Origin of the sequence: Streptosporangium sp. 'caverna', assembly GCF_003203775.1 — a bacterium.
GTDB classification, from domain to species: Bacteria; Actinomycetota; Actinomycetes; order Streptosporangiales; family Streptosporangiaceae; genus Streptosporangium; species Streptosporangium subroseum.
Map to the genome: position 1 here is coordinate 7,378,121 of NZ_CP029711.1, position 26,110 is coordinate 7,404,230.

Sequence of the window (26,110 nt, forward strand, 5' to 3'; positions counted from 1 at the left end):
GCGCGACCGCGGGCAACGAGCGGTAACCCAGATTTCACATAGAAAAACGCTCCCCTGTCAAGTCGCGGACCCGTGAAACGGGACGTCGTTACTTAACCGCGAGGAAATCAACCCGGCTGCCGAATACGCCGAACGCAGAGGGGTTGACTGAGCCGGTCAAGACGACTACCTTCCCTGTAACCGGTTACATGAAACCGGTTACAGAGGTACGGTAGTGTGCGGTCGTGGCAACGATCAGAGACCTGGCCCGCCAGTGCGGCGTGTCGGTGGCGACAATCTCCCGCGTTTTCAACAACCCCGAGGTGGTGAACGCCGAAACCCGCGACAACGTCCTGCGCGTCGCCGCGCGTATCGGCTACCAGCCCAACGAGTCCGCGCGGACCCTTGCCACAAAGAAGTCATACATGGTCGGCCTCATATGGGACACCGACCATCGGCGTCCCGGATGGCGTCATCCCTTTTTCCAGGAAATCATCATCGGCCTGAAAACCGCTCTGAGTGAGCGGGGATACCACCTTCTGATGCTCGCCACGAGCGACGACGAAGGAAGCCACTTCCGTGCCGCGAAAAGGCACAATCTCGACGGCGTGGTATTCATCGACAATGGCACTCAGGATCCCGCCCTGACCCAGCTGGCGGAGTCCGACGTGCCCTGCGTCTCTCTGGACCGCCCGATCACGGGGCCCAGGACGACCTACGTCATCTCCGACAACGCGGGCGGTGCCCGTATCGCGGTCAACCACCTGTACGAGCAGGGAAGACGGTCCATCGCCACGATCGCCGGGCCGGGTCGCACCCGGCCGGGCATCGAACGGCTCGACGGATACCGCGACGCGCTCGCGGCGCTCGGCCTGCCCGCGCGGGACGACCACGTCGCCGAAGGCGACTTCTACCTGGCGGGCGGGCACGCCGCGATGCGGCGTCTGCTCGCGCTCGACGAGCGTCCCGACGCCGTCTTCGCGGCCGGCGACGAGATGGCGATCGGCGCCATCCGCGCCATCACCGAGGCGGGGCTGAAGGTCCCCGAGGACATCGCGGTGGTCGGTTTCGACGACATCGAGCTCGCTGCACTGGTCCAGCCGGGCCTGACGACCGTCGCCCAGGACAAGGGCGGGTTCGGCACCGCCGCCGCCACCGCGCTGATCGCCATGATCGACACCCCCGCCACCATGTCGCCTCCGCCCAGCGTCCTGCCCACCAGCCTGGTCGTCCGGGGAACGACGTCGACCCTGCCGAGGACGTCACCTTAAAGGCGCATAGACGCCTTTGTTCCCACTGATGTCTATGCGTGATCAGTTATGTGGTGATACGTCTATTTCTTGTGACCAGAAGACTGCATGAGCTCGACGCGCTCCGTGGCTTCGCGGTGTGCGGGATCATGGTGGTCAACACCTGGCAGCACACGCGCGAACACCTCACGAGTCCGGGGCAGAACGCGGTCGACTGGGCGATCGACAACCTGCTGCAGAGCAGGTTCTATCCGATCTTCTCGTTCCTGTTCGGGCTGAGCTTCGTCCTCTTCCTGAGGTCGGCGGCCCAGCGGACGGATCGTCCCTGGGCCGCGCTGCTGCGCAGGCTGGCGGTGCTCGCGGTCTTCGGCGCGATCCACTGGATCGTGAACCCGGGCGAGGTGCTCCTGCCGTACGCGATCTTCGGGGCCCTGGTCCTGCTGCCCGTCTCGTTCTTCCCTCCGCCCGCGATGGTGATACTCGGGGGCGCCCTCACGATCTGGGCGGTGCACGAGGGCGGCGGGATGATCCTCATCCCCGGGCTGTTCCTGCTCGGCATGGCCGTGATGGAGCGTCCGCCGCCCGAGCGGTGGCTGCTCCCCGCCTTCGTCGTCTCCACCGTGCTGGCGGTGGCGCTCGTGTATCTGTGGAGCCGGACCTTCGACGATCCCGACACCTTCTACCGGGGCACCTACCCGGCCGCGGGGCTCGCCGCCGCCACGGCGTACTGCACCGGCCTGCTGCTGCTCCTGCGGACCCGGCTGCGGGACCCGCTGTTCGCCGTCTTCACCCCGCTCGGCCGGATGGCGCTGACGAACTACCTGCTCAGCACGCCCATCATCCTGCTCTCCCTGCCGCTGCTCACCGCGGATTCGACCCGGATCACCGGGGTGGTCCTGTCCGTCGTCGTGCTGGCGCTCCAGGTCGTGTTCAGCCGGATGTGGCTGGCCAGGTTCAGGTACGGCCCGATGGAATGGGTGTGGCGGTGCCTCACGTGGATGGAACGAGTCCCGAACCGACGGATAAGGTCAGAGCGTGACACGCATAGCCCTGTGCCAGATCCCGGTCTCTGAGGAGCCCGCCGCCAACCTGAGCCGTGCCCGCGAGGCCATGGACAGGGCCGCCGCCGACGGCGCCGACCTGGCGATCTTCCCCGAGGCCACGCTCACCCGGTACGGCAAGCGGATCACCGACCTGGCCGAGCCGCTGGACGGGCCCTTCGTCACCGGGCTGGCCGAGTCCGCACGGGCCCACGGCCTCGCGGTGATCGTGGGAGTGTTCGAGCCGGGAGACGACCTGGTCCACAACACGGCGGTGGCCATCGGCTCCACCGGTAGGATCGAGGCGGCCTACCGGAAGATCCACCTGTTCGACTCCTTCGGCGCCCGCGAGTCCGACCTGGTCTCGCCGGGTTCCGTCCCGGTCGTGGTGGAGCTGGCCGGACTCCGGATAGGCCTGGTCACCTGCTACGACATCCGCTTCCCCGAGTTGACCCGGGCGCTGGTCGACGAGGGTGCCGAACTCTTTGCGGTGATCGCCGCGTGGGGGTCGGGACCGATGAAGGAGGAGCACTGGACGACTCTGGTCAGAGCCCGCGCGATCGAGAACACCACCTGGGTGGCGGCCGTGGGCCAGGCGCCGAATCCGGAGGCCCGCGACGGCTTCGGGATCGGCCGGAGCATGCTGGTCGATCCGATGGGCGTGGTCCGCGCCGATCTCGGCCCGGCACCCTCCGTCCAGACCTGCTCACTCGACTCTCAGATCACGATTGTCACCCGGAATGCCCTACCGTGCCTGGAACACCGACGCCTCAACATCGGCAGATCGTAAAATGCGACCGTGAGTGAGCCACCAGGGCGTAGAACGCAGATGCAGAAGGTCATTCCCCCTCGGCTGCTCGTGCCCTATCTGGCCGGCAGGCGGACGGTGATATCGGGTTACGTCTACCGGGTTCAGGACTGTGCCCGCCTGACCACCCCCGCGGAGCTGTTCATGGGCCTCGACCTGGCGTTCGAGGGTTCCGAGCTGACCGTGACGGTTCCGGAGATCTACCTCATGCGCTGGTTCGCCCGCGACATGGACGCCTATGTCGTGCCGTATGGCCCGCACATGGGCGGCGACTGGAACGATTCACCGCCGTTCGCCGGGAACGGCTTCACCACCTCGCGCGAGCACGTCGTGCCCCAGTTCCACACCACGCCCATGCCGATCCCCGCGGGGGCAGAGATCATCCATGTGACTCCCGACGAGGAGCGCCTCTTCGGCCTCTACGACGGACTCAGCTGGAGGCCGGCTTCATGAGCACCGAGATCGAGCCGGTGGCCTCGGGTTTCGCCGCCCACTACGAGGGCCAGACCTACGCCGCGGCCCTCGGGCCCGGCAGCGCCGAGGTCGTGCTGTTCAACGAGGAGGCCCACAAGGGCTTCGAGGCGGCCTCCGGCTACTGGCGAGCGGTGGTGGCCCGCGAGGACCTCGACTGGCTCGTGCTGGTCCGCACGGTCGGCGCGTTCGGCGGTGAGCCGTGCCTGGTCCTCGACGTCTCGGAGGAGAACGGCGAGGAGAGCCTGCACATCGCCTACACCGGGCACAGCGGGCTGAAGGCCGAGGCCCTGGGTTACTGGATGGTCGACCACGGAGCCTACGAGGTCGTCGTCCCCCGCGACGAGGTCTTCTCCATCCGGATCGAACGCCTCCCCGTCCCCCTCGCCCCGGCGGGCTCGGAGCCGTAGCGTCCACCGGCGGGGCCTGCCGAACCCGCGGCCCCGTCAAGGCGCCGGCCACCGGCGCCTTCTCAGCCCATTCCGAGCCGGCGGTAGCGGGCCAGACGGGCGGCGAGGCGGTCGGCGGGGGGCTGGTCGAGCAGCCCGGCGATCTCATACTCCAGGGCCCGGGAGACCCTGCGGCAGAAAGCCTCGGGTTCGTAGGCGGCGTCGGGGAGCTCCGGGATGATCCGGTCCACGACGCCGTCCTGCCGCAGGGCGGTGGATTTCACCCGCTGGGCCGCGGCGATCTCCGGGGCGAAGTCGACGCTCCGGTACAGCAGCGCCGAGGCTCCCTCCGGGGAGAGCGGCGACAGCCAGCCGTGCTGGGCGCAGAGCACCCGGTCGGCCGGGAGCAGCGCGAGTGCCGCGCCGCCCGCGCCCTCGCCCAGCAGCAGGCAGACGGTCGGGGCGTCGAGCATCACCAGGTCGGCCAGGGAGCGGGCGATCTCGGCGGCGAGCCCGCTCTCCTCCGCCACCTTGGACGCCGCGGCCCCGGCGGTGTCGATCACGGTGACCAGCGGCAGGTTCAGCTCGGAGGCCAGGCGCATGCCCCTCCTGGCGACCCGGAGCCCCGCCGGGCCGACCGGGGCGACGATCCGCTGGCGCCGCCGGTCCTGGCCGAGCACGACGGCGGGAACCTCGCCGAACCTGGCCAGGGCGAGGAGCATCCCGGGGTCGTTCTCCCCCTCGCCGGTGCCGCTGAGCGGCGTGACGTCGGACGCGCCGAGCTTGAGCAGCGCCCGCATGCCCGGACGGTCGTCCCGGCGGGAGCGGCTGATCGCGTCCCAGGCCTGGATCGGCTGGACGTGCTCGTCCGGCTCGGGCCCGGCCTCCAGCCCCGTGCGGGGAGCGCACAGTACGGCGAGCGCCCGGATCGCGATCCTCCGGGCGTCCTCGGCCGACACGACCGCGTCGACCAGGCCGCGGGCGAAGAGGTTCTCGGAGACCTGCACCCCGGTGGGGAACGGGTAGCCGTGCAGCGACTCGAACACCCTCGGCCCGAGGAAGCCGATCAGCGCCTCCGGCTCGGCCGCGGTGACGTGCCCGAGCGAGCCCCAGGAGGCGAAGACGCCGCCGGTGGTGGGATGGCGCAGATAGACGACGTACGGCAGGCCCGCGGCGCGATGGTTGGACACCGCGATGGTGATCTTCACCATCTGGGCGAAGGCCACCGCGCCCTCCTGCATCCGGGTGCCGCCGGAGGCCGGGGCGGCCAGCAGCGGGAGCCGCTCGGCGGTGGCCCGCTCGATCGCCGCGGTGAGCCGCTCGGCGGCGGCCACCCCGATCGAACCGGCCAGGAAGGAGAACTCGCAGGCGACGATCGCGACCCGGCGCCCGTCGAGCAGGCCCTCGCCGGAGACCACCGCCTCGTCGTATCCGGTCTTGGCCCGGACCGCCGCGAGCTCTTCCGCGTAGCCGGAGCCGGGCTCGGCCGGGTCGATGGGCGTCTCGTCCCACGACCGCCAGGTCCCGGGGTCGAGAAAGGTGTCGATCAGCGTGCGCGCGTCAGGCCGGGTGAGGCTCATCCCTCACGGTCCTCCAGCCAGGCGAGCACCTCGTCGTTGTGCTCACCGAGTGCGGGCGGGACCCGGTGGCGCATGGGAGGGGCGCCGTCGAAGCGGAGCGGCGGCCCCGGCAGTTCGATGGGGCCGAGCACGGGGTGGTCCACCTCGATGACCAGTCCCTGGGAGCGGGCCTGGTCCCAGGCGTACACCTCGTCGATGGATCTGATGGCCCCCGCGGGCACACCGGCCTCGCCGAGCGCGGTCAGCCAGTGTCCGCGGTCGTGCTTGGCGAGCGCCCGCTCCATGTCCGCGATCAACTCATCCCGATGAGCGAATCTTTCCCTATTTGTCGCATATTTCGCCACATTGGGATCAATGTCCAGCAAGGCGGCGACTTTTCGCCACTGCACGTCATTCGCCGCGGCGATCTGGATCATGCCGCCGTCGCAGTGAAACGCGCCGTAGGGGGCGATGGAGGCGTGGTGGTTGCCATTGGCCCTGGGCACCTGGCCGCCGACCGTCCAGGCCGTGCCGTGGTAGGAGTGCACGCCGGCCACCGCGGCCAGCAGCGAGGTCCGCACGACCTTGCCCAGCCCGGTCCGCTCGCGCTCGTAGAGCGCGGCGACCACGCCGTACGCCCCGTGGATTCCGCCGAGCAGATCCGCGATCGAGGCGCCCACCCGGTACGGCTCGTCGGGGGACGGGCCGGTGAGGCTCATCAGCCCCCCCTCGCCCTGGGCGATCTGGTCGTAACCGGGCCTGCCGCCCTCGGGACCGTCGTGGCCGAAGCCGGTGATCGACAGGATGACCAGGCGCGGGTTGAGCTCGTGCAACCGCTCGACGGTGAAGCCCAGCCGGTCCAGGACACCGGTGCGGAAGTTCTCGATCATCACGTCGCTCTGCCGTACCAGCCGCTCGATCAGGGCCTTGCCCTCGGCGGCCTTGAGGTCGACGGTGATCGACTGCTTGTTGCGGTTGGCGGCCATGAAGTATGTGGACAGGTCGCCGTCGGGGCCCACGAACGGACCCCAGCCCCGTGACTCGTCGCCCCCTCCGGGATGCTCCACCTTGATCACACGGGCCCCCAGATCGCCGAGCATCTGCGCGGCGTGCGGTCCCGCGAGCGCGCGCGAAAGGTCGAGAACGACGATGTCGCCGAGGGCTCCCTGCAAGATCAACCTCCAGTGGTGGTGGCCGAGCCTAGTCGAACCGGGTCCGGAAAGGCATTCCCCGCCCCACCGGTCACCTTGCCAGGTGACCACCCGGCACGACATCCAGATAGGGAGAAAATAGTCGATTCCCCACGCGGACGATCAATAGGGTAGGCGACGGATGGAATCATGGGAAAATGGCAGTCGCGATCTCCTTCACGGAACTGGCCGGAAAGATCAGAAAGCTGCCGCCGTCGTGCGGGCTCACCCGGGTCGTCGCGGTGGACGGCCCCGCCGGATCGGGCAAGACCACCTTCGCCGGACGGCTGGCGCGGGAACTGGACGCGCAGGTGATCCACAGTGACGACTTCCCCGTGCCGTGGGACGAGCCGCCGGCGGCGTGGTTCGGACGGGTGGAAGACCAGGTGCTCGGCCCGCTGGCGACCGGCGGACCGGGACGCTACCAGCGCTACGACTGGGTCCGCGGCACGTTCGAGGACTGGGTGGACGTGCCCGTCGCGCCGGTTCTCCTCCTCGAAGGGGTGAGCACGGCCCGTCGCACCGCCCCCGTCGCCTTCGCCATCTGGGTGGAGGCTCCCAGGGAGCTCCGGCTGGCCCGCGTCCTGGACAGAGACGGCGCCTCTCTCGCGCCGCGCTGGCGGGACTGGATGCGCGCCGAGGACGAGTGGTTCACCGCCGACGGCACTCGCGCCCATGCCGATCTCCTCCTCGACGGCGCCACGATCCCGGGCGAGTTCGTCGGGATCCGATAGTGCCCTTAGGGCTCAGCCGCCTCGGGCATGGGGCGCCGCTTCTCTCGCTGACTTTAACAATCTGCCCATTTACCAGCGATATTTACATGTGTCGGGTAAAAATCCATTTGCAGTGAGACATGCGGATAAAAGCGCGTCCGCTCGCGCCGCCGTGCCCGGAACCCGGCACGTGACCTCTACGGGGATGCCGCGGCAGGGATCCGCCGCCCGACCGCCGTCGCGCCGCCGTGCCCGGAATCCGGCGCTCGACCGCTACCGGGCCGCCGTGACCCGGGAGAGGAACGAGCCGAGGAGCTTCGCCGCCATCTCGGGCGCCTCCTCGGGCACGTAGTGATCGCAGGGCAGTGCCTGGCCGCGTACGTCGGTCGCGTACCGGCGCCAGACGTCGAGGACGTCGTAGGTGTGGCCGACGAAACTGTCGGCGCCCCACAGTGCCAGGACCGGGCAGCTCACCCGCCAGCCCGCGTCCGCGTCGGCGTCGTCGTGACGCAGATCGATGCTCGCGGCGGCCCGGTAGTCCTCGCAGGAGGCGTGGATGGCCGCCGGATCGGAGAAACAGCGGACGTACTCGTCCAGGGCCGCCGGGTCGAACGGGGTTCCGCCGTTGTGGCGGGCCTGCATCCGGGAGCGGACCCAGAACTCCGGGTCGCCGCCGATCAGGTGCTCGGGGATGCCGCCGCCTCCTGCGAGGAAGAACCAGTGGTAGTAGCCGAGCCCGAACGCGGCGTCGGCGTGCTGGAACACGTGGCGGGTGGGCACGATGTCCAGGACCGCCAGCCCGGCGACCGCCCGCGGGTGATCCAGGGCGAGGCGGTGCCCGACCCGGCCTCCGCGGTCGTGACCCACCACCGCGAAGCGGTCGAAGCCGAGTTCGCGCATGACGAGCAGCTGGTCGTAGGCCATCGCCCGTTTGGAGTAGGCGCTGTGGTCCGGCGTGGAGGGCGGTTTGTCGCTGTCTCCGTACCCTCGGAGGTCGGTGAGGACCACGGTGTGCTTACGGGCGAGCACGGGCGCCACGTGGTGCCAGATGAGATGGGTCTGCGGGTAGCCGTGCAGCAGCAGCACCGGCGGGCCGTCGCCGGAGACGTGGGTGTTGATCCGCACGCCGTCGGCGTCGATCACGCGATGGGCGAACGAGGCAGGCAAAGGGATACTCACGATGACGTCCCTCCCGGGCGCGGCAAGGTCGCGGGATCGGTCGACCGTTCCGCGGCCTCCCTTGGGCGGGCGCTGATGTGCCCCTGATTCGATACCAGCACATACCGGGTCCACCGGCCACACCCGTGCCGCCGGTCGGCACAGAGGTTTTGTCGTATCCCGTCGGAAAGCGGAGGTTCGTCCTTGACCCGTGCGCGTTCGAGGCGTCGCGGGGCCCCGCCCCCACCTGGGGAGCAGCCCATATGTGTTAATTCTGGCGAAATATAATTCTTTAACGGCCTAAAAGCTTGAAAAATTGACAAGATCGATTCACGATTCTCCACGTGGGTTGCAAAGATCATGCGCATCCCACTTCGCTTTCCCCGGCGGGACCCCCCGCCCGGCGTGAAGGAGATCGTGTGTCCAACACCTTCCGGAACTGGCGAGCGGCCCTGATCGGGACCGTCGCCGCCCTCGCGCTCGCGCTTCCCCAGGGCGTCGCCCAGGCCGCGCCCGATCCCGACAAAATCCACCAGACCGTCCTGACGGAGCTGGCCAACGGCGACAAGGCCACCTTCTGGGTACGTCTGAAGAACGGCGCCGACCTCAGCGCGGCCCGCAGGGCGACGACCAAGACCGAGAAGGCCAAGCAGGTCTTCCGGGCCAAGACCGAGCTCGCCACGTCGTCACAGGCGGGCCTGCGCAAACTCCTCACCGCCCAGCATGTCGACTTCACCTCGTTCTGGATCGCCAACGCCGTCCAGGTGACCGGTAACGCCAAGCTCGCCGCGGAGATCGCGAAGCTGCCCGAGGTGGAGCGGATCGATCCCAGCCGCGTCACCAAGTTGCCCGACCCGCTGCCGGGCAAGGTGGAAGCGAAGATCAGCGCGATCGAGTGGAACATCGACCGCGTCAACGCCCCGAGGGTCTGGAACGAGCTCGGCACCCGCGGTGAGGGCATCGTCGTCGCCAACATCGACAGCGGCGTGCAGTTCGACCACCCCGCGCTGGCCGCCCAGTATCGCGGCAAGAAGGCCGACGGCACCGTCGACCACAACTACAACTGGTTCGACCCGGCCGGGATCTGCCCGAGCGCCGCGCCGTGTGACAACAACGACCACGGCACCCACACCATGGGCACCATGGTGGGCGACGACGGCGGCGCCAACGCCGTCGGCGTCGCTCCCGGCGCGAAGTGGATCGCCGCCAAGGGCTGCGAGTCCAACACCTGCTCCGACGCCTCGCTGCTCGCCGCCGGGCAGTGGGTGCTCGCGCCCACCGACCTGAACGGCCAGAACCCGCGCCCCGACCTGGCGCCGGACATCGTCAACAACTCCTGGGGCGGCGCCGGGTTCGACCCCTGGTACAAGGAGACCGTCGAGGCGTGGGTCGCGGCGGGAATCTTCCCCGCCTTCGCCAACGGCAACGTCACGGGCGCGGGATGCAACTCCAGCGGCTCTCCCGGGCAGTACCTCTCCAGCTACAGCGCCGGCGCCTTCGACATCAACAACACGATCGCGACCTTCTCCACCCGCGGCTCCGGTGAGAACGGCGAGATCAAGCCCAACCTCGCGGCACCCGGCGTCAACGTGCGCTCGTCCATTCCCGGCGGTTACGACTCCTTCAACGGCACCTCGATGGCCTCCCCCCACATGGCGGCCACCGTGGCGCTGATGTGGTCGGCCTCTCCCGCCCTGCAGGGCGACATCACCGCCACGAGGGAACTCCTCGACCAGACCTCGATCGACGTCAACGACACGCGCTGCGGTGGTACCGCGGCGGACAACAACATCTGGGGCGAGGGCCGGCTCGACGCGTTCGCGGCGGTCCAGTCCGCTCCCGTCGGGGATCTCGGCGCGCTGAAGGGCACCGTCACCGCGGGCGGCTCGCCGGTGTCCGCGGCGACCCTCACCGTCACCGGTCCGCTGAGCCGTACGGTCACCACCGCGCAGGACGGGACGTACACGCTGCCGCGCCTGATGGTCGGCGACTACCAGATCACCGTCAAGAAGTTCGGATACGACGACGCCACCGCGACGGTCACCGTCGTGGTCGACCAAACGGTCACCGAGGACGTGTCCCTGATCCTGAAGCCCTCGGGCACGGTGTCGGGAACGGTCACCGCCGCGGGCGCACCCGAGGCGGGCGCGGCCGTCGTCGCGGTGGGCACCCCGGTCAGCACGGTCACCGACGCCGCGGGGCGATACCAGCTCACGCTGCCGAACGGCGACTACGAGCTGAACGTCACCCCGGTCTCCCGATGCGCGGGCGGCCTCACCGTGCCGATCACGGTGAGCGGCGACCTGACCAAGGCCATCGACCTGCCGCGCCGCAGCGACACCTTCGGCTACACCTGCACCAGCGCCGCCGAGGCGTACGTCGCGGGCACCGACAAGCAGCCGATCACCGGCGACGACGTGGCCCAGCCGATCACGCTGCCGTTCACCTTCCCCTTCTACGGCACGAGCCAGACCGCGGGCTGGATCAGCAGCAACGGGTTCCTGAACTTCGCCGCCAGCAGCACCTCGGCGGCCAACGGACCCCTGCCCTCCACCGCCGCGCCCAACGCGGCGATCTACCCCTACTGGGAAGACCTGGTGCTGGACGACCAGGCCGGGGTCTACACCGCCACCATCGGGACCGCGCCGAAGCGCACCTTCGTCATCGAATGGCGCAACGCCCGGTTCTACTCCGACGCCAATCTGCGCATCTCGTTCTCGGCGCTGCTCGGCGAGGACGGCTCGATCGGGTTCCGCTATCGCGGCATCGACAGCGAACGCGCCTCCGGTACGAGCACCACGGTGGGCATCGAGAGCCCGGGCGGCACCGACGCGCTGCAGTACTCCTCCGACAGCGCCGCGCTCAAGAACGGTCAGAGCCTGACCTTCACCGCGAGCCGGCACGGGCTGCTGACCGGCGCCGTCACCGACGCCAACGACGGCAAGCCACTGGCGGGCGCGACGGTGAAGGTGGGCGATCTGGCCACCTTCACCACCGGGGAGAACGGCACGTTCATCGGGCAGGTCCTCGCGGGCGACTACAGGGTCGAGGTCTCCAAGGAGAACTACGGAACCTTCACCCAGGACGTCACCGTCGTCGCCGGAGCCTCGGTCCGGGTGGACACCGCCCTGACCACCGGCCGGGTGGCGGCCTCGGTCGGCGAGCTGACCCTGGTGATGCCGGCTGCGTCCACCAGGAGCGGCACGGTCGAACTGTCCAACCTCGGCGGCGCCACGACCTACACCGTCGTGAACGATCCCGCGCAGAGCTGGCTGAGCGTGACCCCCACCGGTGGCGATCTCGGCTCGGGCAGGTCGGTGACGTTGAAGATCACCGCCTCCAGCGCGGGTCTCCAGCCGGGCACCGTCCGTACCGGCAAGCTGCTGGTGCGTTCGGCGAGCGGCCGCAACCCGCAGATCGAGATCACCGTGACGGTCGTGGTGCCCAAGCACCAGGTCGCCGTCGAGGTCGGCGGCACCAAGGACGTCGTCGACGCCGCCGGTGACCGCTGGACCGCCGACCGGAAGTACAGCGCGGGCGGCCACGGCTACGTGGGCACCGGCACCAAGACGAACACCGCGAGCAAGACGGTCGCGGGCACCACCGAGCAGGCGCTGTTCAAGAGTGTCCGCGAGTCGATGCTGGAGTACCGGTTCGACCAGGTGCCCAATGGCACCTACACCGTCGAGCTGGGCTTCGCCGAGACCCGGGGCAAGCGTGAGGGCCAGCGCGTCTTCGACGTCGTCGTCGAGGGCCAGCTCGCGATTCCCGCGCTGGACCTGGCTCTGGAGGCCGGCGCCAACACCGCCGTCAACCGGCAGTACACGGTGAAGGTCACCGACGGCCAGCTCAACCTGCGGTTCGTCGAGCGGACCGGCGACACCATCGTCAACTCCATCCGCATCTCCGAGCGCCCCGACAGGGCCACCCCGTAACGGCCTGAATCCATCACCGGCCCGTCCCGCCTCCATGGCGGGGCGGGCCTCATGCGTCGCCGCCGGGACGTTCGCCTGAAGCGGCGTCAGGTTCGGCAGCTGATCTCCATACCGTCCTCCACGGGGAACGCGATGGTGACGTATCCGTGCGCGGGATCGCGGACATAGGCGAGATAGTCGGCCATGCTCGCGAAGGTGGTGTCGTCGGCGACGATGAGGGCGGCCGGGGCGAGGCGGTCCTCGATCAGCCGCAGCACCGGCAGACAGAGGTCTTTCCAGCCGTCGAGCAGCAGCAGTCCGATAGGCCCGCGGACCTCGGCCAGGGTCACGAGAGCGTCGCCCGCCAGGATCGTCACGTGCTGGGCCACACCGGCCTGCTCCAGATTGCCGCGCGCGGCGTCGACCTTGGTCTGGCTGAGTTCGGTCGTCCATACGTGCCCGATCCCGTTGTCGGCGACCGCGGCGGCCAGGTGGATCGTGGAGGTGGCGTAGGAGGTGCCGAACTCGACGATCGTCTCGGGGCGGCCGTTGCGCACAAGCGCGTAGAGCAGTTGCCCGCCTGACCTGGAGATCGGCATGTACTCCCCCGCCAGCGCGTCGGCGCGCTGTTTCGCCGAGGCGTCGGCGAAGGACGTGTCCAGCGGCCACGGCGCGGGATTCGCCTCTTCGAGGTCGGCGGCCGCGAACAGCCGATCGAGAACAGCGGCGGTGTCCGTCGTCGTCAGTGTGTTCATGGGCGCTACCGTAGACGCACCGTTGCGTCTAGACAAGGTGTTAAGGTCATGTGGTCGAAGGGAACGGACTCATGGGCGCTGACGCCGGCGGCACCGCGAGCAGACACCGCGGGAACAGGCACGGCCGCAGCGAGGAAGCACGCCAGAGCGTGCTGGAAGCCGCCGACGACCTGCTGGTGGAGGTCGGATACACGCGGCTGACCATCGAGGGGATCGCCGAACGCGCGGGTGTGGCCAAGCAGACGATCTACCGCTGGTGGTCGTCGAAGAACGACATCCTCATGGACGCCTTCGTCCAGGACGCCGCCGAGGCCCTCATCCCGTCAGACACCGCAGACCTTCGGCAGGACCTGCGCACCCATGCCCGCAAGATCGCCCGCTTCCTGACCACGTCAGACGCCGGCGCGGTCTTCCGCGCCCTCACCGCCCAGGCCCAGCACGACCCCGCGCTCGCCGCCCGGTTGCGCTTCGAGCATCTCGGCAAGCAACGCGGCCACGACCGGCTCCCCTTCGAACGCGCGGTCGCCCGCGGTGCGCTCGACCCCACCGTCGACATCGACCTCGCCGTCGACCAGATCGTCGGACCCATCTACTACCGCGTCCTCGTCACCGGCCAGACCACGTCCCCCAGGTTCACCGACGCGCTCGTCGACGCCGTCCTCACCCGGCTGCCACCGGCGCGCACCGGTGACAGCACATCTGATCTTGCCGCTCAACAAGGGACAAAAAGCTAGAGCCGTTCCGCCGGGGCGGCCAGGCAGAAGGTGTCGGCGCAGACGTCGATAACCAGGCCGTCCCGGAGGAAGTACGCCTTCTGCACGCGGGCCGAGGGATTGTTCCTGGGGTCCTCGTGCGGGTCGCGGCCGTACTGCGGGCCGGACGGCGGCAGGTTGACCACCGGGGGTGCGGGGGTGCCGCTGTCCCAGACGACCAGGGCCGAGCCGGAGTACGGGCCGCGGGGAAGCGCCCTCAGCCCCCAGTACGGCTCGATGTCGGGATTGCGCCCGTCGCCCACGGCCGGCTGGTGGATGCGCGCGCCCACCGTACGGGCCTCGACCTCGGCCGTCACCGTCGAGACCTGATGGTCGCCGAAGGCGACGTGCAGCAGCACGCGGTGGCGGGGCGAGCCGGGCAGCGGATCGTCGGTCAGGTGCTGGGCGTAGCCGTTCGTCTCGGCCCGGTCCCAGAGCATCTGGATCAGCGCGAAGCAGAGCTGCTGGTTCTGCCTGTCGGGGTAGGAGTCGTTCATGAGCTGCTGGAACGGCTCGAAGTCCACGCTGCGGTTGAGCAGCGTGCTGTAGTTCATGCCCGTCACGCCGAGCACGGCGTTGCGCACGTCGGGCGAGACGGCGACCAGCGCGCCGCCCGCGATGCCGCCCTGGCTGTTGCCGTCGTAGGCGAGCTCGGCCCGCCGGTCGATCAGCGATCTGCCCCGCTTGTCCTGGAAGGCCTTGTGGCCCGCGAAGCCGTCCCTGGTGATCATCGCCCGGCCGAGGAGGACGAAGTTGAGCAGGCTCTGCTGGAGCCGGTCGGTCACCGTACCGAACTTGGAGAAATCTCCGAACACGCTCGCCACGTTCGAGACGTCCTCATCGGCCATCCCGATCCACTTGGTGGCGCAGAACATGAAGCCGTGCTCCCCCGCCATCGCCCGCACGTTGCGGGCGCGTACCTCGGTGGCCTTCCCGAGCAGGCCGTGGCCGTACAGGGAGGGATGCGCGGGCCGCTCGAACGCCGAACGCGGGATCTCGCACAGATACTGCGCCTTCAGGCTGTCGCCGAGGGGCCGCGGCAGTCCGCCGGGTCCCCGGTTGAGGTTCGAGCCGGGCGGGCCGCCCGGCCTGTCGAGAAAGTTGGGGACCGTGATCTCACCGGCGACCTCGCGGGCCACGTTGGGATCCTGCTCGGGGGTGAGGTCGGTGACGGTGGTGACCGTGAAGCGCGGCGAGCGGCCGCGCAGGGCGCTCAGCGCCTGGTCGCGCATCGCCAGCACCGGGCCGGCGATGCCCTGCTCGCTGGCGACGGTGAAGTCCCACGCCAGGTGGAGTCCCTGCGCGTTGACCCCGGCGCGGGCGAGGTCGCCGAGCGTCTGCCGGAGCTCGCGCTGCCGCCGGACGAGGAGGTCTCCGGCGGGGGGCCCGCCGTCGAGGAGCGCGGCGAAACCCTCCGGGACCGGGAGGTCCTCACCGGCGGCGTTCTTCAGCCGTCGCAGGGCGACGGCGTAGCGGTGGCCCTCAAGGAAGTTCTTCGCGGGCCTGATGATCAGCATCCGCCGGGCGGGGTCGGTGGCGCCCGCGTCGAGTTCGGTCCAGTACGGCCAGCGCTCCCCGGTCCTGGTGTCGACGATCACGATGGGGGCGTCGCGCCTCAAGGACCATCCGACGTCGGTGACGGGCGCGGCGCCGGTCTTGGCGAGGTCGATGCCGGGCACATGGGCCAGCAGCATCGAGCCCGGGGAGAAGCCGTCGGCCGTGTTCCACTGCGCCGGGTTGATCGGGGTGCCCGCCGTGTTGCGGGGCATGGCCTCGGCGGAGAAATTGACCCGTAGCCCGGTCGGGGTGTGGGCTTTCGTGGTGAACCAGTCGTTGGGGAACGGCAGCAGGCACTCCGTACCGGCGATCGGATCGCACCCGGCGACGGCCGGTACGGCCGATCCGGCGGAACCGGGACCGGGGCCGGCGGAGACAGAGGCGAGCCCTGGTTCTGCGGCAGCGGTCTCGGAGCCGGAGCCGGAGCCGGGAATCGACCCGGGCTCCGGGGCGGCCCACGCGGGTACGACCGTCGTCGATGCCACGACCAGAACGAGGCTCGCCATCACCATGCGCAGACGCATGCGGCTCCTTCCACGAACCTCATGCCCATGAGGATCTACAAGCGACTAGGCGCAGCAGACCCCAGTAAGACTCAATCGTCAATGGAGCGACGGAAATCCGCCTGAAATCATGTCCTCCGCAGGCGCTCAACGGCGTTGGGGACCTCGGTTAGAACGAGCTCTCCCGCAGGTGGCCGACATCGTTGAAGACCTCGGCCTTGGAACCCCTCCATATCGAGACGGAGGCGTTGCGGACCGGGAGGAACTCCGCCAGGGCGTCCGTCGGAATATCCTCGATCACCTGCTTGAGCATCAGCACCACGGAGTCGTGCGCGACGATCAGCACCCGGCGTCCGGCATGCTCGGCGCGTAGCTCCTCCAGCACCTCGCGCAGCCGGTCCGCGACGTCGGGAAGACTCTCGCCGCCGGGCGGACGCCATCCGGTGAGCAACCGCGACCTCAGGTTCTCGGCCTCCCCGGGAAACCTGTCCCGGATCGCCGCCAGGTTCATTCCCGACCACTGCCCCATGTCGTGGTCTCTGAGCCGGGCGTCCAGCCGGACCTCGGGAGACGTGTCCAGCTCGGCGGCGACAAGCTCCCAAGTCTGCACGGCCCGCAGGTACGGCGAGCTCAGGACGAGGTCGGGCGGGTCCTCCGCCGCCAGCCGCCGTCCCAGCTGCGTGGCCTGCTCCCGGCCGAGCGGACTCAGCGACACGCCCCCGTCCGGACGATCCAGGGCGATGCTCACGCCGCTGCGCTTGGCCTCGTCGAAGGCCGCGTTGGACTCGCTCTGGCCGTGCCGTACCGCAGTGATCGTAGAAGGCATACCACCAGCGAACCGGTCTTCCTCTTCGCTGACAAGACTTGACTCCCGGAAACCGGACATATGCCCCTTAATTACAGCTCGTTTCACAATGAACGGCATGTTGGCTCGACTACGCACCGCTACGGACACCGCGCCGATCTCCATCGGGGCCTGCTCGACCTGGCATCCAGCCCCATCTGTCTGCGCCGCCTCCGCGGCACGCCCCCTCCCACGCCGCCGCGAAGTCTTTGGGCCGGCGACGGCCCGCCGGGCCCGGCGAGGGGCCAGACGGCGTCCGCGGGCCGGGACGCGCGGTGCCCTGCGCCCGTGATCCGGCAGGATCGCCGGGTCACCGGAAAAAGATTCAAAGCCCCTGTCACCAGGCCGGACAATTTTATTCAGGAGCTGTAAAGGACGTCGTGAAACCGGCGCGAAACCGTTGTGAAACTGCTTTCAGAAAAGCTGACTCCGGCAGCAAGGAACAACCCCAAAAGGAGGTGTTTCAGATGCGGAGTGAGGTCTACGCCCCGAGCGAGGTTTACACGCCCAGCGAGGTTTACGCGCCGAGCGAGGTCTACTAAGTCGGTGGATTAAACGCCGATATCTGGCGGGAGAGGATTCCAGCAATCTTCTCCCGCCTTTTTAGCCAGGCGATCGACTTATCTGGAAAAGAGTGGGGCATTGGCGGGCTTGCACACCTATACGCGCGCGGATGATGTCGCGTGGGGGGATCTGGAATTCCCGACCGTGGTCGAGTTGGACACCGTCGGACTGCAGCGCAACTGGAGCGCCTGGTTCACGCTGACTCCCACGGTGGGCGGGCCGCTCTGCGCCGAGAGCACGCCGCTGCTGCTCGCCCTGCTGCGCGACGAGAACAAGGACGAACTGCTTCCGCACTGCTCCCTGATCCTGCAGGGAGACTCACGGTCCTGGCTGGCAAGGCAGGTCAGGCAGGACATGTTCCTGGGGGACTCGCCGGCGGCCGTGGCGGCGAACACCGGACTGGAGCCGTGGCTGTTCCTCAGCCGCCAGATCGCCGAATGGCCGCACCAGTCCGTTCCGCGGCGCGCGGTGCTCGTCAGAATCCTCACGCAACTCGGGTTCTACCGGCTCGCGGCGGAGCTGACCGCGGGCGACGCCGACGGCGCGAGTGGCTCCCACCCCGCCGGCGACTACCTCGCCTACGAGACCGCCCGTGCGCTGCGCCAGCATCTGCGCGACTCCGCGGTGGTGGACGCCTTCACCAGGCTGGCCACCGAGGGAAAACTGCCGACACTGCGCGTGCTCTCGTGCACCCAGCTGATCTCGATCCTGCTGCGGGACCGGGGAGGCGAGCGTGGGAGCGACTACTGGATGGCGTACGGCCAGGAGCTGTTGCCCGCACTGAGCGAGGTCGAGCCCTGGTTGCGCGCGCTCACGGTGAGCAGGTTCTGGCGGGCCGCGGCCTTCCACCGGATCACGGAGAAGGACGCGGACGCGGCGCGGACGGCCATGGACGCGGCGTACGAGGCGGGTGCCGAGGCAGAGAGCCTCGCCGCCGACTCGCAGCAGTGGCACAGCGCCCGGGAGAACACCAGGCTGCTCCTCGACGTGACCGTGAAGGCGGGCACCATGCTTCACCCCGTCGACCACGTGGAACAGGCGGCCGAGCAGCTGTTGCGGGTGGACGGGAACGAGCCTTCCGCGCGCTACTTCGCGGGGGCCTGGTTCCAGCGCAACGGCGACGTCAAGCGGGCGGCCGTTGAGTTCGAGCGAGGCGCCCAGGCGGGTGCCCTCAGGGGGGCCGGCGCGGCGTACAAGGCGGTGCTCTGCCAGCGGGAGCTCGGAGACGCGGACGGGGTCGCGCGCACCACTCGCCTGCTCTTCGAGCTCGATCCTGCCGCGCTGCTCCCCGAGGAGTCCGCCCCGGAGGGCGGGGGCGCATGACGACGCGGGAGGCTCCGGGTGACGGGGACCTGCGGACCACGGTGAAGCCGAAGGGCTCCGGCGCACCGCCGGGCGGGCGGGGAGGGCGCCTGGGCGCGAGGATATCCAGCGGCCTCGGGCGTAACTTCTGGCTGCTCTGGGGAGGCTGGTCGGTCTCGAGCGTGGGAAACGGCCTGACCGTCACCGCGTTGCCGCTGCTGGCCGCCGACCTCACCAATGATCCGGCGACGCTGTCCCTCGTCGGGATGGCGGACAAGCTTCCCTGGCTGCTGCTTGCCCTGATGGGAGGCGCGCTCGCCGACCGCTGGGACCGGCGCCGGGCGATGTGGGTGTCGGACGCCGTCCGGTGCGTGATCCTCATCGTCCTGTTCGTCGCGGTTCTCGGCGGCTGGGCGTCGATTCCGCTTCTCATGGTGATCGCCTTCAGCATCACGTCGATCGAGACCGTCTACGACAGCTCGCGCTCGGCGATCCTCCCGATGGCGGTCTCGCAGGACCGGGAGGCGCTGGAGCGGGCCAACGGCAGGCTGATGACCGCCAACACGGTCGCCCTGAAGTTCCTGGGGCCGGCGCTCGGCGGCGTGCTCTACACCGTGGGCAGGGCCGTGCCGGTGGGCGTGGACGCCATCAGCTTCGCCCTGAGCTCCGTCTTCTCGTTCCTCATGCGCGGCGATTTCCGTGCCGACGGCGACCGGGCGGCGACGGCTCCCGGCGCGAGGCCCCGGCGCGCGATGCGCAAGGAGATCGGCGAGGGCGTGCGCTGGCTGGCCCGCCATCGCGTGCTGCGCGTGTTCACGCTGGTCGCGGGTCTCACCAACATGTGCACGGTCGGCCAGCTGGCGATGCTGGTGCTGTACGCGCGGCAGGTCATGCAGATCAGCGACGTGGCGTACGGGCTGCTGCTCGCCTCGGTCGCGGTCGGCAGCGTGACGGCGGGTTTCACGTGCCGGATGTTCACCCACCGGCTGGGGCCGGCGAGGTCTGCGCTCGGCGGGGTGATGCTGGGCGCGCTGGGCTTCACGATCCTGGGATTCACCAGCGAGGTCGCCTTCGTCGCCCTCGGCCTCGCCATCACCGGCTACACGGCCATGACCTGGAACGTCACGACCGTGTCGATCCGGCAGGCCATCGTCCCGAAGGAGCTGACCGGACGGGTCAGCAGCGTGAACAGGCTGGTGGCCTTCGGGCTGATGCCGGTCGGCATACTCCTGGCCGGCCAGATCGCGACCCACGCCGACCTGGAGACCGTGTACCGGGTGGGCGGCCTGTTCGGGGCGGCCGTGTCACTCATCGGACTACTGACGCTTTCCAACGCCGCAGTCGAGAAGGCCCTGCACGAGGCGGGGGCCAAGTAGGCGATCGACCGGTGTACCGCTGAGCCCGTGCCCTCGTCGGCGCGGATCCCAAGAATGGAGAACGGTGTCATGGCACTCGAAACATCGACGTCACGCGAGATCAAGGTGAGCCGGGACCGTGTCTGGCAGGCCTGGACCGACCCGAAGGAGGTCCGCGCCTGGCTCAACCTGCACGACGCGAGCATCCCCGCCGAGCCGGGCGACCCGCTTCGCTGGCACTTCAACCGGGGAGGGCGGGTCGACCTCGTCTTCACGGCGACGCTGCTCGACGTCAAACCCGGCGTCTCGTGCCTCTATGGCTGGGACGTACCGGGAAACGACGAGCCGACCACCGTGGAGGTGGAGTTCGTCCAGGTCGACGAGGACCGCACCGAGGTGAAGGTGCGCCACTCGGGTTTCAGCGACTCGGTCCGCTCCCGGGTGGAGTTCGACGCGTACGACCACCACTGGTGGCACTACCTGGAGCGGCTCGCGGCCTACCTGGAGCACCGGCCGTTCCAGTTCCACAAGACGCTGACGCCACCCAAGACGGGCATCATCCCCCTGGGGGTCACCCCGGAGACCGGGATGGTCGTGCAGGACGTGGCGATCAACTCCGCCGCCGAGTTCGTCGGCATCCAGCCCGGCGACGAGATCCACGCCATCGACGGCGTCACGCTGAAGGAGATGGAGGACTTCCACCGCTGGCTCGACGACGCGGTGCCCGGCCAGAAGGCGACGTTCACCCTCCAGGACCGCACGGTCGAACTGGTGCTGCGGCCGTTCACGGCATGACGTCCCGGTGATGATCACCGTGGACGACTTCCGGGCCGCGCTCACCCGCTTTCCCAGCGGCGTCACGGTCGTTACGGCACGAGGGGAGCAGGAAGGCGCGCACGGGCTGACCGTGAGTGCCTTCTGCTCCGTCTCCGTCGAGCCTCCGCTGGTCCTGGTCTGCCTCGCCCGGTCCGCGCGCACACTGCCCGCCGTACACGAGTCGGGACGCTTCGCGGTGAGCATGCTCCGCCAGCACCACGACGCCGTGGCGCGCCTGTTCGCGACGTCGGCCCTGGACAAGTTCCAGGGCACGTGGGGGGCACTCACCCCGGGCGGCCCGCCGGTCGTCCCGGACGCGCTCTTCTCGCTGGAGTGCACCGTGCACAGCGTGCTTCCCGCGGGGGACCACGAGGTCGTCATCGGCGCGGTGCAGGCGTACAGCGTGTGCGACGGTGCTCCGCTGATCTACTACAAGAGAGCCTTCCACCCTCTCGCCGGCACCTTCTCCGGAGGTCGCCCAGGCGATTCGCCTCTCCCCCGGGACGGCGCGCGCCCGGGCGAGGCGGATGAGCTCACGAACGGGAAGTCTCGCCGGAGCCGCGTGTCCTGACGCTCCGGTGCACCGGAGCGCGCGACCGGCCCTCCCTTGACGCCGCGCACAGACCAGTATTGTGACCTTCATCTGAAAGGGGGATCGGGAAAAGGGCTCCTCGAAGGAGAGCACCGCATCCTGACTACCAATGGAATATCGCCATCTCGGGCAGAGCGGCCTGATGATCAGTGAAGTCACCTTCGGAAACTGGCTCACCCACGGCGAACTGGTGGATCGGGACCAGGCCGTCGCATGCATCCGGGCGGCACTCGACGCGGGCATCACCACCTTCGACACCGCCGACGTCTACGCGCAGGGAGCGGCCGAGGAGGTGCTGGGCGCCACGCTTGACGGGGTGAGGCGGTCGTCACTGGTCCTCGCCTCGAAGGTCTGCCTGCCCACCGGCGACGGCCCGAACGACCGCGGCCTGAGTCGCAAGCACATCCTGGAGTCCTGCGAGGCGTCCCTGCGCCGGCTGCGCACCGACTACCTCGACCTCTATCAGGCGCACCGTTTCGACGAGACGACCCCTCTGGAAGAGACCCTGATCGCCTTCGACGACCTGGTGCGCCAGGGCAAGGTGCTCTATCTCGGCGTCTCCGAGTGGACGGCCCCGCAGATCGCGTCGGCGCTGACCATCGCCCGCGAGCTCGGGCTGCATAGCCGCATCGTCTCCAACCAGCCGCAGTACAACATGTTGTGGCGGGTCGTCGAACCGGAGATAGTCCCGCTGTGCCTTCGCGAGGGCATCGGCCAGCTGGCCTTCCAGCCGCTCGCGCAGGGGGTGCTGACCGGCAAATACCGGCCCGGCCAGGAGCCGCCGGACGGGTCGCGCGGAACGGCCGGCGGGCGGGCTCCCACGTTCATCCGCAGGGTGCTGGGCACGTCACTGCTCGAACGCGTGCAGGACCTGCTCCCCGTCGCCGAGGAGTGCGGCCTCTCGGCCGCCCAGCTCGCGATCGCCTGGGTGCTCCGGCAGCCGGGGGTCTCCTCGGTGGTCGCCGGTGCCACCAGGCCCGAGCAGGTGACAGAGAACGCCTCGGCATCCGGCAAGACGATCGACGAGGCCGTCCTGAAGCGGGTGGACGAGGTGCTCGGGGATCTCGTCGACCGGGATCCCGCCAAGACCGCGCAGATGATGGCGGTCAAGCCGAGCTGGATGAAAACCGCACCGGCAGACGGTTAGCCGTGTGCGGGCACCCGTCCGCGGGGACGTCGCCGGGGCTCCCGCGCGGGAGCCGCCAGGCCGCGACCAGGACGGGCGGCCGCCACCTGCTGACCGGCGGAGAAGCCGGGCAGCACCGGGCGAGGCCTGCCCGACACCCGGCGGGGCCCGCCGGCATTGAGCCAAGCCCGTCGGCACCCGGCGAAGTCTGCCCGGCACCCGGCCACTCCCGCTCCGGCGCAGATGCCGGAACAGCCTGTCGGAATGGCCTGACGCGCGCCGGGATGTCCGGCGGGCCATCGGTCGGTTCCAAGCCCTGTTGAGTGTTCAGTTCACGGCGAAGCGTTCGTGTCCTCGCCGCATTGTCGCTGTACGGCCGTGGTCGTACAGCGAAGCCGTCTGCGTTCCGCCGACCGATATCCGCTCAGCGCGATTTTCCGTGGTGCTCCGCCCTGCCGGGAATCCGCGTCTCGGTGTGATGTTCGCCAGGAATGACCGCAACAGCATGACCTTATGAAGGTATACGGCCTGCTCCTAATTCGACCGGCCACGCATTGAGATAATCCGGCTTTTCAGCTTGAGGGTAAATCCGGGATCTTGCCCACTGTTTACGTATAATGGCCGGAAGCAGACAAGAGGTATGGGGGCTACCAGATGGCTGTGCGTTTTCATGTTCTCAGACATGCTGAAATTACCGCAGAGAGGAACAAGGCTGGCTTGGGGCGCCGCCGGTGCGAACTACTCACGTTCATGTCGCCGCGCGTCAGCGAAAGGGACGCCGTAGGGCGATCGCGCGGGACCAGGCCAGGGGGCCGCCGTGCGAAGGCCGATCACGTCCCGCTCGTCAAGGCTTCGGCCGAGCCCGGAACCGGAGCGGGAGCCGGCTCTCCGCTGAACCGGCCCGAGCAGGACCGCGCTCACCGGAGTGGCGTCGCCTGAGCCGCGGCTGTCCCGCAGCCCGGTCTCCGCGGTCCCACCGAGACCGCACGCGCCATCGGGGTGCTCGCGGCGGGTTCCCGCCCCGTCGTCCGCGCCGCGGAGGCGGGTCGCGACCCCTCTGGCGCCACCGTCTCCCTCGGGTGCACAGCCGGTGAGATCCGCCGGCTCATGTTCCCGACCGAGTCGCGGGTCGCCCGTTCCGAGCGCGGCGGCACGGCCCTGCCCTGATCATGACGGCGGCGCTTCGCCGGGCCGTCGCACGCGCCCGTCATCGGTCGGCGCGCACGCCGGCGCCCGACGATCCCGGCCCGTGCGAAACCGCCGTTCCGTGACGGCGTACCACGGCGAAGGAAACGACCTTCACATGAAGAGGCTGACGTCCCTTTCCCACCCGCGAAGGACAACGCATGTCGCCTAACACCCTCCCGGAGGGCGAGATACAGTTCCACGTTCTCGGGGATCTAGCGGTTATCGTGAACGGCGTCGAGGTGCCGGTACCGGCCCAGAAGCCGAGGAAGTTGCTGAGCATGCTGCTCAGCAGAGCGGGGCAGTCGGTGCCCGTGGCCCTTCTGTCGGATATTTTATGGACCAAACAGCCCAAGAATCCACGGAAGGCGATGCAGGTTTATGTGTTCCGCCTCCGGCATGTTCTCGGTTACGACCGGATCCAGCAGCGGGGTGAGGGCTACGCGGTGGTCACGTATCCCGACGAACTCGATGTCCACAGGTTCGAGGCGCTCGCCAAACAGGCGCTGAACGCCAAGATGTACTGTGACATAAAGGATCTGGCGCGCTATTCCGCCGAGGCGCTCGACATGTGGCGTGGCAGGCCGTACGTGGACCTGGCCGAGAGCGCCGTCACGGCCCACGAGGTCAGCCGCCTGGAGGAACTGCGAACCTCACTCCTGGAACTTCGCATCGGCGCGGACATAGGTCTCGAAAACCACTTCGAGACCATACCCGAGCTGCGAAGCCTGATCATGCGTTTCCCGTTTCACGAACGGTTCCGCACCCTGCTGATGCTCGCTCTCTACCGGACCGGTCGCCAGGGGGAGGCACTGAAGGTGTTCCACGAGACCCTTGTACTGCTCGACCGGGAGCTGGGAATCCTGCCGGGCCGGGAAATGAGCACGACGCACACTCGAATCCTGCAGTCCGACCCGTTCCTGATGTCCGCCGATGCCGTACTGGAATGCTTGGGGGAGGTCCACCCGAAGGCCGCACATCGGTGAACCCGGGCCGGCGCGGCGCACCGCACGGCCGCCGCGCCGGCCCGGGTTCGGAGAGCTTCGGCGTCCCGTAGTCGCGCTGGTGGGGCCGGACGGCGCGGGCAAGACGACCTGGCTGCATCTCACCGTGGGCATGCTCTCCTCAGGCGAGGGAGAGGTGCGGGTCTTCGGCAGGCCCGTCCGCGAGAGCCTGGAGCGGGTCGCCTTTCGCCTTTTCTCGTAACAATGAACAATGCGTACGCGACACAATTTATTTGTTAGGACTTTTAAGCGCTGGGTCCGGGCAGGCCGCTGATGGGAGCCGGGTCGCGGCTGACCCATGTGACGGTCTCAGGATGAGCGAGAATCCAGTCGGCGATCTGATCCTTACGCGCCCACCACACGTCATCGTGTTCGCGCAGCCTGGTGAGGACACGGTCGAGCACCCGGACCCGGGAGGCGTGACCGGATAGACGGTCGTGGAGGGCGATGACCATCATTCGGCGCTTGTGAGCCCCTTCTTCATAGAGCTGATCGAACTCGTCGACGAGTTGCTGCTCGTACGCGGCCGGGTTGAAGCCGGGGAAGTCGAAGCTGACGATGTCGTTCAGGTGCACCGTGTACGGAACGGTGGCGAACGGCCTTCCGTTGATGGTCTGCAGGAACGGCTCATCAGCGGACAGGTCGTCGATGTGATACCGGAATCCCAATTCCTGCAGGATTTCCAGGGTGTTGACCCCGGGGCGAATCCAGTAATTGGTGTAGCCGCTGGGGCGGGTGCCCGTGGCCTCCTCGATGGATCGCACGTTGCTCGCGATCCACGCCGTCTCCTGCGGGCGATCCAGCTGGTACTGGCGCTGCCAGCTCTGCCCGTGCGCACCGGCCTCATGCCCGCGCCGCACGATTTCGGCGGCGAGGCCCGGGTGGCGACGGACCGCGTCGCCGACCATGTAGGCGCTCACCTTGATGCCGTGCTTGTCGAAAAGATCCAGAAGGCGAGGTATCCCCTCGCGGGCGCCGTATTCGTAGAAACTGTTCTGCCCGAGGTCTGGAAATCCGGGCAGGATCGGCTCGGCGATAGGGCCCGGTGCGCCGCTGATCGGCTGCCCTCCCGCCTCGAATTGAAGGGTGATGGTGACAGCCAGTCGTGCCCTGTTCGGCCAGAAGGTGCTCGCCATGGTCCTGGGGTGGTTCCATTCCATGTAGGTGTGAATAATGCCGTCGCGTTGCGTACGCCACCCGATCCCCAGGGAGCGGGAAGGTCCAGCGCCCATGGCTCACGTTCTCGCGGGCATGCTCCACCTTCGGGCACACCCCCAGAATCCC

22 protein-coding genes are annotated in these 26,110 nt (G+C 68.9%); 15 read left to right on the top strand and 7 right to left on the bottom strand.

Annotated elements, in window-relative coordinates; all coding sequences use genetic code 11:
- The first annotated feature begins 224 nt into the window (after nt 1-224).
- The 5 genes from DKM19_RS32235 to DKM19_RS32255 all read left to right on the top strand — a co-directional run bounded on the left by DKM19_RS32235 (nt 225) and on the right by DKM19_RS32255 (nt 3,958).
- Nucleotides 225-1,250 (top strand): LacI family DNA-binding transcriptional regulator, encoded by a 1,026-nt coding sequence (locus tag DKM19_RS32235; RefSeq protein ID WP_110700903.1) that lies wholly within the window; start codon nt 225-227, stop codon nt 1,248-1,250.
- A 71-nt stretch (nt 1,251-1,321) separates the two neighbouring features.
- Complete coding sequence (locus tag DKM19_RS32240; protein WP_110700905.1) at nt 1,322-2,302, top strand: DUF418 domain-containing protein; 981 nt, start codon at nt 1,322-1,324, stop codon at nt 2,300-2,302.
- Nucleotides 2,265-3,059, top strand: coding sequence for a carbon-nitrogen hydrolase family protein (locus DKM19_RS32245; protein WP_110700907.1), 795 nt, complete (start codon nt 2,265-2,267; stop codon nt 3,057-3,059). Before DKM19_RS32240 ends, DKM19_RS32245 begins: the two co-directional genes overlap by 38 nt.
- Nucleotides 3,060-3,098: 39 nt before the next feature.
- Nucleotides 3,099-3,530 carry a hypothetical protein gene (locus tag DKM19_RS32250; RefSeq protein WP_089206472.1) on the top strand — a complete coding sequence of 144 codons (432 nt, stop codon included), beginning with the start codon at nt 3,099-3,101 and terminating at the stop codon, nt 3,528-3,530.
- A complete protein-coding gene (locus DKM19_RS32255) occupies nt 3,527-3,958 on the top strand; it encodes a hypothetical protein (protein WP_110700909.1) in 432 nt (143 codons plus the stop codon). The genes DKM19_RS32250 and DKM19_RS32255 overlap by 4 nt, the downstream gene beginning before the upstream one ends.
- Nucleotides 3,959-4,020: 62 nt before the next feature.
- Here the strand turns inward: DKM19_RS32255 and DKM19_RS32260 are convergent, their stop codons facing one another.
- Both DKM19_RS32260 and DKM19_RS32265 read right to left on the bottom strand, forming a co-directional pair.
- Nucleotides 4,021-5,517 carry a carboxyl transferase domain-containing protein gene (locus tag DKM19_RS32260; protein ID WP_110700911.1) on the bottom strand — a complete coding sequence of 499 codons (1,497 nt, stop codon included), beginning with the start codon at nt 5,515-5,517 and terminating at the stop codon, nt 4,021-4,023.
- A complete protein-coding gene (locus DKM19_RS32265) occupies nt 5,514-6,668 on the bottom strand; it encodes a CaiB/BaiF CoA-transferase family protein (RefSeq protein WP_110700913.1) in 1,155 nt (384 codons plus the stop codon). Before DKM19_RS32265 ends, DKM19_RS32260 begins: the two co-directional genes overlap by 4 nt.
- Nucleotides 6,669-6,844: 176 nt before the next feature.
- Here DKM19_RS32265 and DKM19_RS32270 point away from each other — a divergent pair, with 176 nt between their 5' ends.
- Nucleotides 6,845-7,420 (top strand): uridine kinase, encoded by a 576-nt coding sequence (locus DKM19_RS32270; RefSeq protein ID WP_110700915.1) that lies wholly within the window; start codon nt 6,845-6,847, stop codon nt 7,418-7,420.
- A 252-nt stretch (nt 7,421-7,672) separates the two neighbouring features.
- Here the strand turns inward: DKM19_RS32270 and DKM19_RS32275 are convergent, their stop codons facing one another.
- Complete coding sequence (locus DKM19_RS32275; RefSeq protein WP_110700917.1) at nt 7,673-8,578, bottom strand: alpha/beta fold hydrolase; 906 nt, start codon at nt 8,576-8,578, stop codon at nt 7,673-7,675.
- Nucleotides 8,579-8,976: 398 nt separating this feature from the next.
- Between DKM19_RS32275 and DKM19_RS32280 the strand changes: the two genes are divergently transcribed.
- Nucleotides 8,977-12,492, top strand: coding sequence for a S8 family serine peptidase (locus DKM19_RS32280; RefSeq protein WP_110700919.1), 3,516 nt, complete (start codon nt 8,977-8,979; stop codon nt 12,490-12,492).
- 86 nt (nt 12,493-12,578) lie between these two features.
- On the opposite strand, the gene DKM19_RS32285 is transcribed toward DKM19_RS32280, so the two are convergent.
- Nucleotides 12,579-13,226 carry an O-methyltransferase gene (locus DKM19_RS32285; RefSeq protein WP_110700921.1) on the bottom strand — a complete coding sequence of 216 codons (648 nt, stop codon included), beginning with the start codon at nt 13,224-13,226 and terminating at the stop codon, nt 12,579-12,581.
- Between the two features lie 71 nt (nt 13,227-13,297).
- Here DKM19_RS32285 and DKM19_RS32290 point away from each other — a divergent pair, with 71 nt between their 5' ends.
- Nucleotides 13,298-13,960 carry a TetR/AcrR family transcriptional regulator gene (locus DKM19_RS32290; protein WP_110700923.1) on the top strand — a complete coding sequence of 221 codons (663 nt, stop codon included), beginning with the start codon at nt 13,298-13,300 and terminating at the stop codon, nt 13,958-13,960.
- On the opposite strand, the gene DKM19_RS32295 is transcribed toward DKM19_RS32290, so the two are convergent.
- Both DKM19_RS32295 and DKM19_RS32300 read right to left on the bottom strand, forming a co-directional pair.
- Nucleotides 13,957-16,059 (bottom strand): hypothetical protein, encoded by a 2,103-nt coding sequence (locus DKM19_RS32295; protein WP_110700925.1) that lies wholly within the window; start codon nt 16,057-16,059, stop codon nt 13,957-13,959. The genes DKM19_RS32290 and DKM19_RS32295 overlap by 4 nt on opposite strands.
- 148 nt (nt 16,060-16,207) lie before the next feature.
- Entirely contained in the window at nt 16,208-16,864 is a 657-nt protein-coding gene (locus DKM19_RS32300) for a histidine phosphatase family protein (protein WP_162641940.1), read from the bottom strand.
- 660 nt (nt 16,865-17,524) lie between these two features.
- On the opposite strand from DKM19_RS32300, the gene DKM19_RS32310 reads away from it, so the two are divergent.
- From DKM19_RS32310 to DKM19_RS32340, 7 genes are all read left to right on the top strand, one after another.
- The gene (locus tag DKM19_RS32310; RefSeq protein ID WP_162641941.1) at nt 17,525-18,769 is read left to right on the top strand and encodes a hypothetical protein; all 1,245 of its coding nucleotides are present in this window, start codon (nt 17,525-17,527) and stop codon (nt 18,767-18,769) included.
- On the top strand, nt 18,766-20,124 hold the full coding sequence (locus tag DKM19_RS32315) for an MFS transporter (protein WP_110700932.1): 1,359 nt from the start codon (nt 18,766-18,768) through the stop codon (nt 20,122-20,124). The genes DKM19_RS32310 and DKM19_RS32315 overlap by 4 nt, the downstream gene beginning before the upstream one ends.
- A gap of 69 nt (nt 20,125-20,193) precedes the next feature.
- Entirely contained in the window at nt 20,194-20,898 is a 705-nt protein-coding gene (locus tag DKM19_RS32320; protein ID WP_162641943.1) for an SRPBCC domain-containing protein, read from the top strand.
- 10 nt (nt 20,899-20,908) lie between these two features.
- Nucleotides 20,909-21,490 carry a flavin reductase family protein gene (locus DKM19_RS32325; RefSeq protein WP_110700936.1) on the top strand — a complete coding sequence of 194 codons (582 nt, stop codon included), beginning with the start codon at nt 20,909-20,911 and terminating at the stop codon, nt 21,488-21,490.
- A 130-nt stretch (nt 21,491-21,620) separates the two neighbouring features.
- Nucleotides 21,621-22,658: an aldo/keto reductase family protein gene (locus DKM19_RS32330; RefSeq protein ID WP_110700938.1), complete on the top strand. Its 1,038-nt coding sequence runs from the start codon at nt 21,621-21,623 to the stop codon at nt 22,656-22,658.
- A 1,325-nt stretch (nt 22,659-23,983) separates the two neighbouring features.
- A complete protein-coding gene (locus DKM19_RS32335) occupies nt 23,984-24,808 on the top strand; it encodes an AfsR/SARP family transcriptional regulator (protein ID WP_110700940.1) in 825 nt (274 codons plus the stop codon).
- Nucleotides 24,756-25,028 (top strand): ATP-binding cassette domain-containing protein, encoded by a 273-nt coding sequence (locus DKM19_RS32340; protein WP_110700942.1) that lies wholly within the window; start codon nt 24,756-24,758, stop codon nt 25,026-25,028. Before DKM19_RS32335 ends, DKM19_RS32340 begins: the two co-directional genes overlap by 53 nt.
- A gap of 43 nt (nt 25,029-25,071) precedes the next feature.
- Here the strand turns inward: DKM19_RS32340 and DKM19_RS32345 are convergent, their stop codons facing one another.
- Nucleotides 25,072-26,058, bottom strand: coding sequence for a polysaccharide deacetylase family protein (locus DKM19_RS32345; protein ID WP_204358343.1), 987 nt, complete (start codon nt 26,056-26,058; stop codon nt 25,072-25,074).
- Nucleotides 26,059-26,110: the final 52 nt, after the last annotated feature.